19 protein-coding genes and 5 pseudogenes are annotated in these 14423 nt (G+C 71.3%); 18 read left to right on the plus strand and 6 right to left on the minus strand.

Annotated features, from left to right (window positions below):
- Positions 1 to 22: 22 nt before the first annotated feature.
- The 6 genes from LP418_RS19125 (at position 23) to LP418_RS19150 (ending at position 3763) form a co-directional block, all read left to right on the plus strand.
- Complete coding sequence (locus LP418_RS19125; RefSeq protein WP_257953261.1) at positions 23 to 403, plus strand: RecB family exonuclease; 381 nt, start codon at positions 23 to 25, stop codon at positions 401 to 403.
- Positions 381 to 560, plus strand: coding sequence for a PD-(D/E)XK nuclease family protein (locus LP418_RS19130; RefSeq protein ID WP_257953262.1), 180 nt, complete (start codon positions 381 to 383; stop codon positions 558 to 560). The genes LP418_RS19125 and LP418_RS19130 overlap by 23 nt, the downstream gene beginning before the upstream one ends.
- Entirely contained in the window at positions 557 to 1948 is a 1392-nt protein-coding gene (locus tag LP418_RS19135; protein ID WP_257953263.1) for a UvrD-helicase domain-containing protein, read from the plus strand. Before LP418_RS19130 ends, LP418_RS19135 begins: the two co-directional genes overlap by 4 nt.
- Positions 1855 to 2553, plus strand: a complete 699-nt coding sequence (locus LP418_RS19140) for a hypothetical protein (RefSeq protein WP_257953264.1) — start codon at positions 1855 to 1857, stop codon at positions 2551 to 2553. The genes LP418_RS19135 and LP418_RS19140 overlap by 94 nt, the downstream gene beginning before the upstream one ends.
- Positions 2554 to 2643: 90 nt before the next feature.
- The gene (locus tag LP418_RS19145) at positions 2644 to 3414 is read left to right on the plus strand and encodes a hypothetical protein (RefSeq protein WP_257953265.1); all 771 of its coding nucleotides are present in this window, start codon (positions 2644 to 2646) and stop codon (positions 3412 to 3414) included.
- Positions 3329 to 3763 carry a PD-(D/E)XK nuclease family protein gene (locus tag LP418_RS19150; protein WP_257953266.1) on the plus strand — a complete coding sequence of 145 codons (435 nt, stop codon included), beginning with the start codon at positions 3329 to 3331 and terminating at the stop codon, positions 3761 to 3763. The genes LP418_RS19145 and LP418_RS19150 overlap by 86 nt, the downstream gene beginning before the upstream one ends.
- 9 nt (positions 3764 to 3772) lie before the next feature.
- On the opposite strand, the gene LP418_RS19155 is transcribed toward LP418_RS19150, so the two are convergent.
- On the minus strand, positions 3773 to 4483 hold the full coding sequence (locus LP418_RS19155) for a DeoD-type purine-nucleoside phosphorylase (protein ID WP_257953267.1): 711 nt from the start codon (positions 4481 to 4483) through the stop codon (positions 3773 to 3775).
- A 94-nt stretch (positions 4484 to 4577) separates the two neighbouring features.
- On the opposite strand from LP418_RS19155, the gene LP418_RS33860 reads away from it, so the two are divergent.
- The 3 genes from LP418_RS33860 to LP418_RS19175 are packed head-to-tail and all read left to right on the plus strand — an operon-like array spanning position 4578 to position 6137.
- Complete coding sequence (locus LP418_RS33860; protein WP_442939953.1) at positions 4578 to 5507, plus strand: NADH pyrophosphatase zinc ribbon domain-containing protein; 930 nt, start codon at positions 4578 to 4580, stop codon at positions 5505 to 5507.
- A gap of 19 nt (positions 5508 to 5526) precedes the next feature.
- The gene (locus tag LP418_RS19170) at positions 5527 to 5955 is read left to right on the plus strand and encodes a maleylpyruvate isomerase N-terminal domain-containing protein (protein ID WP_257957100.1); all 429 of its coding nucleotides are present in this window, start codon (positions 5527 to 5529) and stop codon (positions 5953 to 5955) included.
- Positions 5913 to 6137, plus strand: a complete 225-nt coding sequence (locus LP418_RS19175; RefSeq protein WP_257953268.1) for a hypothetical protein — start codon at positions 5913 to 5915, stop codon at positions 6135 to 6137. Before LP418_RS19170 ends, LP418_RS19175 begins: the two co-directional genes overlap by 43 nt.
- 10 nt (positions 6138 to 6147) lie before the next feature.
- Here the strand turns inward: LP418_RS19175 and LP418_RS19180 are convergent.
- A pseudogene (locus tag LP418_RS19180) lies at positions 6148 to 6395 on the minus strand (mycoredoxin).
- Between the two features lie 82 nt (positions 6396 to 6477).
- On the opposite strand from LP418_RS19180, the pseudogene LP418_RS31180 reads away from it, so the two are divergent.
- From LP418_RS31180 to LP418_RS19195, 5 genes and pseudogenes are all read left to right on the plus strand, one after another.
- Positions 6478 to 6729 (plus strand): annotated as a pseudogene (locus LP418_RS31180) (UvrD-helicase domain-containing protein); the annotation flags it as partial.
- Positions 6730 to 6992: 263 nt separating this feature from the next.
- A pseudogene (locus LP418_RS31185) lies at positions 6993 to 8036 on the plus strand (ATP-dependent helicase); the annotation flags it as partial.
- A gap of 151 nt (positions 8037 to 8187) precedes the next feature.
- Positions 8188 to 8526, plus strand: a complete 339-nt coding sequence (locus tag LP418_RS31190) for an HRDC domain-containing protein (protein ID WP_336275763.1) — start codon at positions 8188 to 8190, stop codon at positions 8524 to 8526.
- A 290-nt stretch (positions 8527 to 8816) separates the two neighbouring features.
- Entirely contained in the window at positions 8817 to 9191 is a 375-nt protein-coding gene (locus tag LP418_RS33865; RefSeq protein ID WP_442939954.1) for a WhiB family transcriptional regulator, read from the plus strand.
- 491 nt (positions 9192 to 9682) lie between these two features.
- Positions 9683 to 9826, plus strand: a complete 144-nt coding sequence (locus LP418_RS19195; RefSeq protein WP_257953269.1) for a hypothetical protein — start codon at positions 9683 to 9685, stop codon at positions 9824 to 9826.
- Positions 9827 to 9846: 20 nt separating this feature from the next.
- On the opposite strand, the gene LP418_RS19200 is transcribed toward LP418_RS19195, so the two are convergent.
- Both LP418_RS19200 and LP418_RS19205 read right to left on the minus strand, forming a co-directional pair.
- The gene (locus tag LP418_RS19200; RefSeq protein ID WP_257953270.1) at positions 9847 to 10350 is read right to left on the minus strand and encodes a hypothetical protein; all 504 of its coding nucleotides are present in this window, start codon (positions 10348 to 10350) and stop codon (positions 9847 to 9849) included.
- Positions 10351 to 10477: 127 nt separating this feature from the next.
- Positions 10478 to 10621: pseudogene (locus LP418_RS19205) on the minus strand (DUF5679 domain-containing protein); the annotation flags it as partial.
- Positions 10622 to 10909: 288 nt separating this feature from the next.
- On the opposite strand from LP418_RS19205, the pseudogene LP418_RS33870 reads away from it, so the two are divergent.
- From LP418_RS33870 to LP418_RS19225, 4 genes and pseudogenes are all read left to right on the plus strand, one after another.
- A pseudogene (locus LP418_RS33870) lies at positions 10910 to 11272 on the plus strand (enoyl-CoA hydratase/isomerase family protein); the annotation flags it as partial.
- 94 nt (positions 11273 to 11366) lie between these two features.
- Complete coding sequence (locus tag LP418_RS19215) at positions 11367 to 11606, plus strand: hypothetical protein (RefSeq protein WP_257953272.1); 240 nt, start codon at positions 11367 to 11369, stop codon at positions 11604 to 11606.
- 328 nt (positions 11607 to 11934) lie between these two features.
- Positions 11935 to 12963, plus strand: a complete 1029-nt coding sequence (locus LP418_RS19220; protein ID WP_257953273.1) for a PHP domain-containing protein — start codon at positions 11935 to 11937, stop codon at positions 12961 to 12963.
- On the plus strand, positions 12956 to 13495 hold the full coding sequence (locus LP418_RS19225; protein ID WP_257953274.1) for a M48 metallopeptidase family protein: 540 nt from the start codon (positions 12956 to 12958) through the stop codon (positions 13493 to 13495). Before LP418_RS19220 ends, LP418_RS19225 begins: the two co-directional genes overlap by 8 nt.
- Here the strand turns inward: LP418_RS19225 and LP418_RS19230 are convergent.
- Both LP418_RS19230 and LP418_RS19235 read right to left on the minus strand, forming a co-directional pair.
- A complete protein-coding gene (locus tag LP418_RS19230; protein ID WP_257957101.1) occupies positions 13462 to 14031 on the minus strand; it encodes an NUDIX hydrolase in 570 nt (189 codons plus the stop codon). The genes LP418_RS19225 and LP418_RS19230 overlap by 34 nt on opposite strands.
- On the minus strand, positions 14028 to 14369 hold the full coding sequence (locus tag LP418_RS19235; protein WP_257957102.1) for a zinc-dependent metalloprotease: 342 nt from the start codon (positions 14367 to 14369) through the stop codon (positions 14028 to 14030). Before LP418_RS19235 ends, LP418_RS19230 begins: the two co-directional genes overlap by 4 nt.
- Positions 14370 to 14423: the final 54 nt, after the last annotated feature.

Here is a 14423-nt window from a genome sequence, read left to right on the forward strand (position 1 = left end):
GCGCAAGCGCGAGCACGACCGGGTGCGCAAGGCGATCGCCCGCTTTGTCGAGTGGCACGAGTCCAACAAACGCGAGTTCGTCGACTCGGAGACGAGGTTCAAGACAGTGGTGGAGGTGCACGGACACCGGGTCGCCCTCAACGGCACCGCCGACCGGCTGGAGCTCACCGCGGACGGCGACGTCGTCGTCGTCGACTTCAAGACCAGTCGTGGCGCCCCCACCGCTCCGGCGGTGAAGGGCAACCTCCAGCTTGCTCTGTACCAGTACGCCGTCGACGCGGGCGCTCTCGACGGGCGCCTCGGCCGCCAGACCAGCTCCGGCGGGGCCGAGCTGGTCCAGCTCGGCATCCAGGACGACAGCACCACGGCCAAGGTCCAGGGTGCAGGAGGCGCACGCCGATGACGGGCCCGAGCGCGAGCAGCTGCGGGTCGGCCCGGCCCGGGCCGCGACCCTCATCCGCACCGAGACGTTCCCCGCGGTGCCCGGACAGCACTGCCGCGACTGCACGTTCGTCTCCATCTGCCCCGCCAAGGGCGCCGGGTCGGTGACCGTCCAGTGAGCGCCCGCTCCCCGATCCGCCTCGATACACCGGCCGACCTGCAGGCGCTGATGGGCGGGCACGCCCCGAGCCCCGAGCAGTGGCAGGCGATCACCGCAGACCTGCGCCCCACCGTCGTCGTCGCCGGCGCCGGCAGTGGCAAGACCACGCTGATGGCGCAGCGCGTGGTCTACCTCGTGGCGACCGGGCAGGTCCGTCCCGAGGAGGTCCTCGGCCTCACGTTCACCACCAAGGCCGCGGCGGAGCTGCGCAGCCGGGTCAACGTCGCCCTGACCGCTGCCGGTCTCCTCGATCAGTCGCTCGTGGTCGAGGGCGAGGACGTCCTCGAGCCCACGGTCGCGACCTACCACGCCTATGCCGGCAGCCTGCTCACCGATCACGGGCTGCGGATCGGGCACGAGCCCGACACCCGCGTCGTGTCCGACGCGTCTCGTTACCAGCTCGGCGCCCGCGTGATCGACCGCTTCACCGGCCACATCGAGCTGCTCTCCGACCACCCGGCCACCGTCATCCAGAACCTCCTCGCCCTCGACAGCGCCATGAGCGAGCACCTCGTCGACGCCGGCGACGTCCGGCGCGTGGACGACGACGCGCGCCTCGGCTTCGAGCTCGCCCGCGCGGAGGAGATGCAGGGCAAGGCCCGCAAGACCTACCTCGACGCGATGGACAAGGCCGTCAACGCCCTCGACCGGCGAGCCGAGCTGCTCGAGCTGGTGGCCGGCTACCGACGCCTCAAGGCCGACCTCGCATTGATGGACTTCGGCGACCAGATCGCGCTGGCTGCCCGCCTCGTCGACCAGCAGCCGGACGTCGGAGTCGTGGAGCGGGGCCGCTTCAAGGTGGTGCTGCTCGACGAATACCGGGACACCTCCGTCGCCCAGGCCACGATGCTCGCGCGCCTGTTCTCCGGCCCCGACGTCGATTCGGGCCCAGGGCACCCGGTGATGGCGGTCGGCGACCCCAACCGGGCCATCTACGGCTGGCGCGGCGCCTCGGTGTCCAACATCCTCAACTTCGCCGAGACCTTCCCGGCCGCCCACGGCGAGCCCGGCCGGTTGCCGCTCACGGTCAACCGGCGCTCCGACTCGACGCATCCTCGACGTCGCCAACCGGCTGGCAGAGCCGTTGCTGGCGACGTACGGCGACAAGGTGGCCCGGCTCCGGGCAGCCGACGGACGAGGCGACGGCTTGGTGGAGACCCATGTCTTCGAGCGGGCCGTCGACGAGCTGGCGTGGCTCGCCGGTGCCGTCCAAGCCGTCCACGACGCAGGCACGCCCCCGGGCTGAGATCGGCGTGCTCAGCCGCGACAACGCCCGGGCGGAGGAGGTCTACGACGCGCTCACCGGCGCCGGCATCCCGGTCGAGATCGTCGGACTCTCCGGCCTGATCCGGCTGCCCGAGGTGGCCGAGGTGGTGGCGACGCTCTCCCTGCTCCATGACGTCACGGCCAACGCCGCGGTGCTGACGCTGCTGGCCGGGCCGCGCTGGGCCATCGGACCTCGGGACCTCCGGCTGCTGGCCGAGCGGGCGGCCGAGATCGGCGGTGGTCGCGACCGCAGTGAGGCCGCGTCCATCGCCCAGCAGCTGCTGCGGATCGCCGACGGCATCGACACCTCCGAGCTGCCCGCACTCAGTGACGCGCTCGCCGACCCGGGTGACGCCCCCTACTCGCCCGAGGCGCGAGCGCTTCGGCCTGCTCGCCGGCGAGCTGCGCCGACTCCGCGCCCATGTCGGCGACCCGCTCCTCGACGTCGTGCGGCGCGTCATCGACACCACCGGGGTCGACGTCGAGCTGGCCTCCGCCACGGCGCCGGCCGCCGCCGCCCGCCGCGACAACCTCGACCTCTTCGTCAAGGCCGTCGCGGAGTTCCAGTCGGTCGACGGCGACGTGACACTGCCCGCGCTGCTGGCCTACCTCACCGCCGAGGACGACCCGGGGCAACGGCCTCGACATCGCCACCCCCACCGCCGCCGACTCGGTCAAGCTGCTGACGGTCCACCGGGCCAAGGGCCTCGAGTGGTCATCCGTCTTCTGCGTCGGCGTCGGCGAGACGCGCTTCCCCGAGCAACCGCTCCCGCACCTTGTGGACGAGCTCTCCGGCCGTGCTCCCGGCGCCGCTGCGTGGCGACCGGGCCGACCAGCCGCAGCTGCGCGGCTACGACAAGGCCGCGCTCGACACCTATCGCTCCGACACCCGCGAGCACGACGCCGAGGAGGAGCTGCGCCTCGGCTATGTCGCCTTCACCCGGGCCGCCCACCACCTCGCGGTCACGTCCTACGTCTGGGGCCAACGCAGCTCACCCTTCGGCCCGTCGACCTACCAGCAGGTCGTGCGCGACCAGCTCGAGGAGTGGGGAGCATCCGTCGGTGCTCGGCTCGACAAGCCACCCGCCAAGTCACCCAACCCCAACGACGCTGTCGACCCGTCGCGGCCCCGGCCGGTGCCGGGTCCGGGTGAGGAAGCACGCCGGCGGCTGGCCGCGGCCGAGCTGGTGCTGGCCAGCGACCCGACGGCGCCCGACGAGGGACTCGACTGGGTCGAGTCCGCCCGCGTCGCCGACTGGGACGACGACCTCGGTCAGCTCCTCGCCGAGGCCCGGGCGTCCCGCGCCACCGACATCGCCGTACCCCTCCCGTCGAGCCTGTCCGCGACCGCGCTCACCCGGCTCCACGACGACCCGGACGCGCTTGCTCGCGAGCTGGCCCGGCCGATGCCGCGACCACCGTCGCACCAGGGCGCGCTTCGGCACCGACTTCCATGCGTGGGTGGAGGCGCGGTTCGGTCAGCAGGCGTTGATCGAGCCCGACGAGCTGTGGGGCCGGGCCGACGCCGGCATCGACGACGAGGGTGAGCTGCGCGACGTCATCGACAGCTTCGAGTCGGGACCCTTCGCCGACCGAGCACCCCACGCGGTCGAGGCGCCGTTCGCGCTGGTGCTCGCCGGGCAGGTGGTGCGCGGTCGCATCGACGCCGTCTACCGCGAGGACGACGGCACGTTCCTGATCGTCGACTGGAAGACCGGCCGGTCCGGGTCTGCCGACCCGCTCCAGCTCGCCATCTATCGCCTCGCGTGGGCCGAGATCCACGACGTGCCGATCACGTCGGTGCGCGCCGCGTTCCACTACGTGCGCTCGGGACGGACGGTCGAGCCCGAGGCGTTGCCGGGTCGCGCCGAGCTCGAGGCGCTCGTGGCCGGCTGATCGTGGAGGTCAGGCGAGGGCAGCCGTGAGCGCGATGTCGATCATCGCGCCGAAGGTCTGCTCGCGTTCCGCCGAGGTCGTCTCCTCGCCGGTGACGATGTGGTCGCTGACAGTGCACACGGCCGGGGCCTTCCTCCCGTTCGCCGCAGCGAGCGTGTAGAGCGCGCTGGCCTCCATCTCGATCGCGAGGACCCCGTGCTCGACCATCGGCTTCATGAGCTCGGGTCGCGGCGAGTAGAACGAGTCGCTCGACATGATCAGCCCGACGTGCGTGGTGGTGTCGGGCAGGGCCAGCGCGGCGGCGTACGCACGACTCAGGAGGCCGAAGTCGGCGACCGGCGCGTAGTCGTAGCCACCGAAGCGGTGGGTGTTCATCGACGAGTCCGTGCACGCACCGCTGGCGAGGATGACGTCGCGGACGGCCACCTTCTCGGTGACGGCGCCGCACGAACCGACCCGGATGATCGACTCGACGTCGTAGTCGCGGAAGAGCTCGTTGACGTAGATCGCGAGTGACGGCTGGCCCATTCCGGAGCCCTGCACCGAGACGCGCTGGCCACGCCAAAGCCGGTGTAGCCGTACATGCCGCGGACCTCGTTGTAGCACTTGGCGTCGTCGAGGAAGGTCTCCGCGATCCACCTCGCCCGCAGCGGGTCGCCGGGCATCAGGACGACGGGGGCGATCTCTCCGGGGGTGGCGGCGATGTGGATGCTCATGCACGTACTCGCTTCGCTCCGTGCGCGCATGAGGCACTATCCGCGCTGTGTTGGATGACTCGCTCGCTTCGCTCGCTCATGCTGGCACCCTAGAACCCGTGACCCGCGAGCTGCCCCACGTCGCCCTGTCCGCGCACGCGCACGACCGGGAGGGGATGCGGCGTACGGATGAGGACTGGATCGCCGAACGCTGGGCCGACTCCTCGACCCGCGTGCTGGTGCTGTCCGGCACCCGGCTGCGCCCGGTCGACGGCGCCGTCCCCCCGGGTCGCTGCCGCGGACGCGCCCGAAGGGACGCGGTTGCTGCTCGGCCACGCCGACGGCGTGACCCGCTTCGCGGTGATCGCCGACCCGGGCGCCGTACCCGGGGAGAAGGAGGAGTGGCAGGGCCTGCGCGCCTGTTCCCGCGGGTGATCGCGGGCGACGAGGCGCTGACGGCCGAGGTGCCGTGGCTCTTCCACGCCGTCGGACTGGCGGAGTGGCACTGGGCACACCGTTTCTGCCCGCGCTGCGGAGGCGGGCTCGAATCGACCCACGCGGGGCACGAGCTGCGGTGCGCGTCGTGCGGCAAGTCGCAGTTCCCACGCACCGACCCGGCGGTGATCATGGCCATCACGCTCGGTGAGCCCGGCAGCGAGGACGAACGTATCCTGCTGGGACGCAACGCGTCGTGGCCGGAGAAGCGGTTCTCGACGCTGGCCGGCTTCTGCGAGCCGGGGGAGACCCCCGGAGGACGCCGTGCGCCGCGAGGTGATGGAGGAGACGGGCGTCCTCGTCGGCGAGGTCGCCTACTTCGGCAACCAGCCCCGGCCGCTGCCCTCGAGCCTGATGCTCGGCTTCACCGGGCGGGCGCTGAGCGAGGAGATCGACGTCGACGGCACCGAGGTGGTGGAGGCGCGATGGTTCAGCCGTGCCGACCTGCGCGGGGAGACCGGCGCCGGCATCGTCGTGCCCGGCGGGGTGTCCATCTCGTCGTCGCTGATGGAGGCGTGGCTGGGGTCGCCATTGGTCGCCGGCTGGTGATCTAGTCTTCCGCCCGTGAAGCACATGTGGGAGACCGTGGCGGCCGAGCGCGGAGCGCTCGCCGACGACCCGGCCGGACTGACCGACGAGCAGTGGGAGACGCCCTCGCTGAACGCGGAGTGGACGGTCCACCACACGCTGGCGCACATGGTCAGCACGGCCCACACCGGCCCGCTCGGCTTCGGCGTCGGGATCGTCCGCAGCGGCTTCCGGTTCTCGGAGTTCGCCGACCGCGGGATCATCAAGCACATCGGGTTCACGCCGGCCGAGACGCTCGCGAGCTTCCGGGCGATCCAGCACTCGAAGAAGGCGCCGCCGGACCGAAGACCGCCCGGCTGGGCGAGACGATCATCCACGCCGAGGACATCCGTCGTCCGCTCGGCATCTCCCACGACTACCCCGCCGAGGCGGTGGAGGCGTGCCTCGAGTTCTTCCAAGGGTCCAACACCCTGATCGGCACCAAGCGGCGGATCGACGGGATCGCCCTCGTCGCCACGGACGTGGACTGGCAGCACGGCGCCGGCCTGACCGTCCGGGGTCGGGGCATCGACCTGCTGATGGCCGCGACCGGGCGCGGGTCGGCGTGCGCCAACCTCAGCGGGTCTGGACTCGCGACCCTCGAGTCGCGCTGCTGATCAGGCTCGATCAGGCGAGGGCGGCGATCTTCGCCTTGACCTGCGCCAGTGACGGGTTGGTCTGCGCGGATCCGTCGGTGAAGACCAGCGTGGGCACGGTCTGGTTGCCGCCGTTGGCCTGCTCCACGATGAACGCGGCGTCGGGGTCCTGCTCGATGTCGACGACCTCGTAGCTGATGCCCTCCCGGTCGAGCTGGCCCTTGAGCCGGTGGCAGTAGCCACACCGGGAGTGCTGTACATCGTGAAGCTGCTGCTCATGAGGCGTTGTCCGTCCTGACGTCTAGGGTTTCTGAGTGTTCGCAAGCCCCAACCATCCACCCCCGGGAGTTGTTCCACCCTCATGCCCACGCCCGACGAGCTGCTGGCCGCTCTCGACCCCGAGCAGCGCCAGGTCGCCGAGGCGATCCGCGGACCCGTGCGGGTGCTCGCCGGCGCCGGGACCGGCAAGACCCGGGCCATCACGCACCGCATCGCGTACGGCGTCGCGTCGGGCGTCTACGCCCCGACCGAGGTCCTCGCGGTGACCTTCACGACTCGCGCGGCAGGCGAGATGCGCGGGCGGCTCCGCACGCTCGGAGCCGGGGGAGTGCAGGCCCGCACCTTCCACTCCGCGGCGCTGCGTCAGCTGCGCTACTTCTGGCCGCGTGCACGGGCACGAGCTGCCCGAGCTGATCGACTCCAAGATCGGGTTGCTGGCCGGGGCTGCCCGGCGGCAGCGGATCCAGACCGACCGGGCACTACTGCGCGACCTCGCCAGCGAGGTCGAGTGGGCCAAGGTCAGCAACGTCTCGCCCGACGACTACGCGCGTCGCCGCCCAGCGAGGAAGGTCGGTCTCCCAGCTCGACCCCGACTCGGTGGCGCGGGTCTACGAGGGCTACGAGGAGATCAAGCGCGGCCAGACCCGGATGGACATGGAGGACGTGCTGCTGTTCGCGGCCGGCCTGCTGGCCGACGAGGAGGCCGTCGCCGCGCAGGTCCGCAGGCAGTACAAGTGGCTCGTCGTCGACGAGTTCCGGGACGTGTCGCCCCTCCAGTCGGCGCTGCTCGACCTCTGGCTCGGCGGGCGAGACGAGATCTGCGTCGTCGGCGACCCGGCCCAGACGATCTATTCCTTCGCCGGCGCCAACGCGTCCTACCTCCGCGACTTCACCAAGAAGTTCCCGGCCGCGACGTCGGTCGAGCTGGTGCGCAACTACCGCTCCTCGCCGCAGATCGTGGGCGCCGCCAACAAGATGCTGGCGGGGACGCCGAGCAAGGGAGTGGAACTGAGGGCGCAGCAGCCGGCCGGACCCGAGGTGACCTACCGGGCCCACACCGACGAGGTCGCCGAGGCGGGTGCCGCCGCGGACAAGATCGCGACCCTGCGCTCCGCCGGCACGCCGGCCGGCGAGATCGCGATCCTGTTCCGGATCAACGCGCAGTCCGAGACGTTCGAGGACGCCCTCACCCGTCGCAAGATCCCCTACGTCGTGCGCGGCGCCGCTCGCTTCTTCGACCGGGCCGAGGTCCGTCAGGCGGTCACCCTGCTGCGCGGGACCGCCCGCGGTGGCCAGTCCGAGGGGTCGGTCACCGACCTCGTCCGGGCGACCCTCTCCGGGATGGGCTGGACCCCGGAGCCGCCCGGCACCCGCGGCGAGACCCGCAACCGGTGGGAGTCGTTGCAGGCGCTGGTGGACCGGGCGGCCGAATTCGTCCGTGAGCACCCCACGGCCAGCCTCGGCGACCTCGTCGACGACCTCGACCGACGCGCCTCCGAGCAGCACGCGCCGATCGCCGACGGCGTCACCCTCGCCACGCTGCACACCGCCAAGGGGCTGGAGTGGGACGCGGTGTTCCTGTGCGGCATGCAGGACGGCACCCTGCCGATCACCTACGCCGAGACCCCGGCCGCGATCGAGGAGGAGCGCCGCCTGCTCTACGTCGGCGTCACCCGGGCCCGCAAGCACCTGTCGATCTCCCCGGGCGCTGGCCCGCAACCCCGGCGGCCGCGGCTCCCGCAAGCCGTCCCGGTTCCTCGACGGGGTGGCCGAGGTCGAGCGCTCAGCCGCGGTGACCGGAACGACGAGCCGCAACCGCAAGGCCCGGCACTGCCGCGAGTGCGGCGGCGCGCTCGCCTCCCCGTCGGAGAAGAAGATCGGCCGCTGCGCCGACTGCCCCGCGTCCTACGACGAGGCGCTCTTCGAGCGACTGCGCGAGTGGCGCTCGGCGCGCGCGGCCGACGACAGCGTCCCGGCCTTCGTGGTCTTCACCGACGCGACCCTCCAGCTGATCGCGGAGCACCGTCCCGCTGACGAGCGCGAACTGCTCAGGATCAGTGGTGTGGGCTCCTCCAAGCTGGCGAAGTACGGCGACGACGTGCTCGCCGTGCTGGCCGGCAAAGAAATCTGAAGAAATACCCATAAAATGGTTTGCCCATTACATGGGGCAGCGGCTACTTTTACTCCATCAGCCATCGCGCACCACGACCACTGACACCGGTCGGCGCTCACTCACCCGAAGGAGGTGGATCGCAATGAAGAACTTCACTGGCAGAAGCCGGCTCTCACGCCGGACTTTGGCATGCCCATTTGCGCTCCGACCTCCCACGTCGTGCGCGGCCGGGTTGCCGCAGTCCGCGTGACGGGCCTCGCTGCCGGCTACAGCACGGCCGGATCCGACGCCCGGAGTCCGCCGATCAGTTGACAACACTGAATCGGCTCACCTCCGAGCCGCGGATCCCCACCGGGATTCGCGGCCTTTTCGTTTCTCCGACGAAGAGCCGCGGCCCGCTCCCAGAAGTTTTCTGCACCAGCGATCAGGTCAACGAGAAGGAGGTGACACACATGACCATCAGTGTTCTCGACCGCAACCGAGCCGACGAAGCCGTCCAGGGTGACCTGGGTGACCTCCACGACGCGGCTGCCAAGGTGGATGACGAGCTGCTGCCCTGCCGTACCAACGACGCAGAGCTGTGGTTTGCCGAGTCCCCGTCCGACGTCGAGTACGCCAAGACCCTGTGCCAGGACTGCCCGGTCCAGGGCCTTGTGCCTCAGCAGTGCCCTCGAACGGCGTGAGCCGTGGGGCGTCTGGGGCGGCGAACTCTTCCTCCGGGGCGTGGTGATCCCGCGCAAGCGTCCCCGCGGTCGACCCCGCAAGACCGAAGCCGCAGCGTGACGCGACGGCACCTTCTCAAGCTGAACCCGGAGCTCCACCCGCCATGAACAACACAACTTTCAAAGGATTCGACATGAACACGATGCAAGAAGACTCGGGCGCGCACAGATGACCACGCGCCCGGGAGAGGCGCAGCAGCTGCGACGTGGCCACCAGCTGGCCCCCGGCCCGTCGTATGAGCCGCAAGGCCGAAATGGCCGCGCAGCAGGCGCGTCTCGCCCTCGCCCGCGCGATCTAGGACCAGCACCGAAACACGGGGGCTCGCCCTGATCGCGGGTGATGCAGCAGGACCGGCACGACACGGAACAGTCCGGGTCGTGCCGGTCTTGGCGATTTCGGGGCACGCGGGCGGCTCTCGAGGCGTAGCGTGCGACGCATGCGGACATGTGACATGTGCGGTCGGCAGGCCGCCGACGCCGAGACGCTGACGTGGACGACCTCGGTCGAGAACGGGCGGCGGCGCAGCTATTGCGAGGAGTGCTCACGCACCCACCTGCGTGCGATCGAGGGGAAGCTCGACAGCGCCCGGTGGTGATCGGGCAGGTGGTGACCGGATCAGCCGACGCCCAGCGACGCTCCCCACGAGCAACCGCAGTGCGGGTGTCGTGGCCACTGGGTGACTTCCGGACGCAGGTCGGTGCCGAGGGTGACCGTGCTCGACCACGTCGTCGGCAGCTCGCCCGCCTGCCACGTCACCGGGTCACGCACCGCCCGGGCGAGCGCCATCATCACCGGGGCCGGGTCGAGATCGGCGTACGCCGCAGGCCGCTCGGCACCGGGAGCGCCGGCCACCGCCGGGCAGCGCAGGCAGGCGGTGACTCCCGGCTGCACGAACGGACCGACCCGCAGCGACTCCCGGCCGAGCCGGACCACCGTGTGTGGCAACGAGTCGACCGACCACTGGTCGGCCTCGGTCGGGTCGTCGCGGTCGGTGACGAGGAGGGCGACGTCGGCCCGGCTGCTCGGTCGGAGGCCGGCGAGGTCGAGGACGGCGGTGACGGGCGCGAGGCAGGAGGCGGGAGCGTGCACCCGGGCGCGCACCCTGCGCATCGTGGACATGGCGACACTCAAGCAGGCTTCGACGGGGTCGGCATCCGCTCATCCACAGGCTGCCGGTCGGTGCGGAAATGACAGCGGCGGCGCCACCCGTGGGGTGGCGCCGCCCACTGCTCACGCAGGGGGAAGGTCACGCCTTGCCGAGGATGCGGTTGAGGTTGGTGCCACAGACGGGGCAGACGCCCTTGGCCATCCGGGTGCCCTTGTCGTTGACCTTGACCTCACCCTCCGCCTCGCGCTTCTCCTTGCACTTGACGCAGTAGAACTCGCCGCTCCGGGGTCTCCGCCATGACGGCCTCCTTGTTTTCTCGCCTCGTCACGACGGGATTTGGTGGGGAAGCCCGTCGGGGACGCACGGCTCCGCACGAGATGGGCCGCTGGTCCGTGATGGACATTACGCCAACCCCGCTCGCGATCAGGCGCAACACGCGCGATCAGTAGGCTGGCGCGCATGTCTGAAAACACGGGCGAATACGCCCAGCTCCGGCTCGATCGGCCTTCTCCCGGCGTGGTCCGGCTGACGCTCGACAACCCCGCGATGCGCAACGTGATGAGCGACGAGATGACCGCGTCATGGGTGCGTGCCATCGAGGAAATCGCCGCCGACCGGTCGGTGCGAGCCGTCGTGGTGACCGGCGAGGGTTCCGCCTTCTGCTCCGGTGGCAACACCGGCTGGATCTCCAGCGAGCCGGACGCGAGCGTCGACCACCTCCGCAACCGGATGCTGCCGTTCTACCGTGCTTGGCTCTCGATCCGGAAGCTCGAGGTGCCCACCATCGCCGCGGTCAACGGCCACGCCATCGGTGCCGGGCTATGCCTCGCCCCGGCCTGCGACATCCGCTACGCCGCGACCGGCGCCAAGCTCGGCGTGCCGTTCGTCAAGCTGGGCATGCACGCCGGCATGGCCGGCACCTTCCTGCTGCCCAACGTCGTGGGCCCGGCGCACGCGCGCGACCTGCTGCTCACCGGTCGCGTGGTCGAGGCGGGAGGAGGCGCTGCGCATCGGTCTCGTCTCCCGGGTGATCGAGAGCGCGTCCTTCGACGACGACGTGCTCGCCATCGCTGCCGACATCGCGGCCACCGCCCCGATCGCCACCAAGCTCACGAAGATCGCGCTGGCCGACGGCGGTCACGCCGACTTCGAGTCCGCCCTGCAGTGGGAGGCACTGGCCCAGCCGATGACGCTGGCCACGGCCGACCTCCGGGAGGGCATCGCGGCCAGCCGCGAGAAGCGGTCGCCGGTCTTCGACGGCAACTGATCGCCGTACAAGGTAGAAGAGGCCCTCGGTCCGCTGGCGTCCGACCAAGCGCTTCCCCACGCTGGTCGAGCCCGACGGGGCCGAGGGCCTCATCTGGGGGCAAACCTATGAGACGCCGGTTCGCGCGGTCAACGGGGGTCCATCCACGGCTGTGGACTGGCCTGTGGACAAGGTGTGGACGACGCGCGGGTCGCGGTGGACAACCGGGCCCTTTGCGGGGACGAGGTTGTGGGGGACACGCCCGGCGGGGCGGTGCGCCGAGGCCATGACCAGCCACAATGGTGAGAGACCCCCTGTGGAGCAAAGAAATTCTTGGGAGACGCGATGAGTGACTACGTCGGCGGCCCGGTCGCGGCCCTGCGGCGGATCGCCTTCCTGCTCGAGCGCGCGTGAGGACACGCGCCGCATCCGGGCCTTCCGGTCGGCCGCCGCGGTGATCCTGCCGCTCGGTGCCCAAGAGGTCGCGGCGCGCGCCGAGGCCGGCACACTCACCGACCCGGCCGGGATCGGGCCGAGCACGGCGGCCGTCATCGCCGACGCGTGTCGCGGGGTCGTTCCTGAGCGGCTCGCCAAGCTGGAGGCCGAGCACGCCGGACCGCTGGCCAGCGGTGGTCGCGAGCTGCGGGCGCTGCTGCGTGGCGACTGCCACTCCCACTCCGACTGGTCCGACGGCGGCTCGCCCATCGAGGAGATGGCGATGACGGCGATGGAGCTGGGACACGACTACCTCGTGCTCACCGACCACTCGCCGCGGCTGAAGGTCGCTCGAGGTCTGAGCCCCGAACGCCTGACCCGCCAGCTGGGTGTCGTCGAGGCGATCAACGTGCACCTCGGTGGCGCGTTCACCCTGCTCAAGGGCATCGAGGTCGACATCCTCGACGACGGCTCGCTCGACCAGACCGACGAGCTGCTGGCCCGGCTCGACGTCCGCGTCGCGAGCGTCCACTCCAAGCTGGCGATGGACGCCGACGCGATGACGCGACGGATGGTCGGCGCCATGCGCAATCCGCGCACCAACGTGCTCGGGCACTGCACCGGACGGCTCGTGACGGGCAATCGCGGGACCCGCAACCAGAGCCAGTTCGACGCGCGGGCGGTCTTCGAGGCCTGCCGCGACAACAACACCGCGGTCGAGATCAACTCGCGGCCCGAGCGGCGTGACCCGCCGACCCAGCTGCTCGAGCTTGCCCGCGACCTCGGCTGCCTGTTCTCCATCGACTCCGACGCGCACGCGCCCGGCCAGCTCGACATGCTCGACTACGGCTGCGAGCGGGCGCAGGAGGCGGGCATCGACGCCGACCGGATCGTCAACACCCGGCCGCGGGAGCGTCTCCTCGAGTGGGCCAACCATGTCTGAGGTGGAGGTCCGCCGCTCCAAGCGCCGTCGGCGGACGGTGTCGGCCTACCGCGAGGGCGACCTCATCGTGGTGCTGATCCCCGCGTCCATGAGCAAGCGCGACGAGGCCAAGTGGGTCGCCGACATGGTGGCGCGGATCGAGCGCAAGGAGTCGCGGCGCAAGCCGAGCGACGAGGAGCTGCTCGCGCGTGCCGCCGCGCTCAACGACACGTGGCTCGGCGGGCTCGCCACCCCGGGCAGCGTCCGCTGGGTCTCCAACCAGAAGTCGCGGTGGGGCTCGTGCACGCCCGGTGACCGGTCGATCCGGCTCTCCGTGCGGTTGCAGCAGATGCCGCCCCGGGTCGTCGACTACGTGCTGATCCACGAGCTCGCGCACCTGCTCGAGCCCGGCCACGGGCCGAAGTTCTGGGCGTGGGTCGACCGCTATCCCAAGTCCGAGCGGGCGAAGGGCTACCTCGCCGGCTGGTCGTCAGCGGCGCGGATGGAGCTGCCGGACGGCTACGACGACTCGGGCGAGGCCGAGGTCGACTGATCCACCCGCTCGACGGCGGCATCGATCAGGCGGTACATGTCGTCGAACGTCCTCGGCAAGGCGTCGACCGGCCACCAGCGCACGTCGAGCGACTCGTCGCTGACGACGTGCTCGCCGTCGGGCTCGGCCGTCGCCGGGAACCGCACATCGAGGTGGTGCACGGTGCCGCGGTCGGAGCAGAAGTCGACCGCGTGCTCGTCCGGGGAGAGGGGATTCGGGTCGAAGTCGAAGACCGTCAGCCCGGACTCCTCCCGCAGCTCGCGCCGCGCCGCGTCGGCCAGCGTGGCGTCCTGCGGTTCGATGTGGCCACCGAACGCGAGCCGGGCGTCCGCCTTGCGGTGGTGGTTGAGGAGCACGGCGTCGCCGGCTCGGGACACGACGATCGCCCCCGCCGTCACGTGGTCGGGGAAGCACGCCTTGAGCAGCCCGTCCGGGTGCTGCTGGAGGTGCGCGACGTAGCGGTCACGCAGCGCACCGTCGTGCGGGCTCGGTGGGGTCCAGCCCGCCAGCAGGGCGAGCGCGTCGTCGTGGATCACTGCGTGCTGTCGTCCGGGCTGTCGTCCGGACCGTCGAGGAGCTCGCGCAACCCGGCGTCGAAGTCCTCGTCGGACAGTGTCTGCGGCGTGGCGGCGTCCTCGCGGAACCCGAGCGGGTCGTCCGGGTCGGCCGCCGTGGGCAGCAGGTCGGGGTGCATCCACACGCCGTCGCGGCCCTCGGTGCCCTGCCGGGTCCGCAGCGAACCCCACAACGTCGACGCGTCGCGGAGTCGCCTTGGGCGCAGCTCGAGACCGACCGGGGCGGCGAAGGTCTCCTCGGCCGGACCACCCGCCGCGCGGCGGCGGACGGTCTCCCGGAGCTTCGCGGCGTTGGGCATCCGGGGGCTCGGTCGCCTGCGAGACGACCTCGTCGACCCAGCCCTCGACGAGCG

Source organism: Nocardioides sp. B-3, from assembly GCF_024703895.1.
Taxonomy (GTDB): domain Bacteria; phylum Actinomycetota; class Actinomycetes; order Propionibacteriales; family Nocardioidaceae; genus Nocardioides.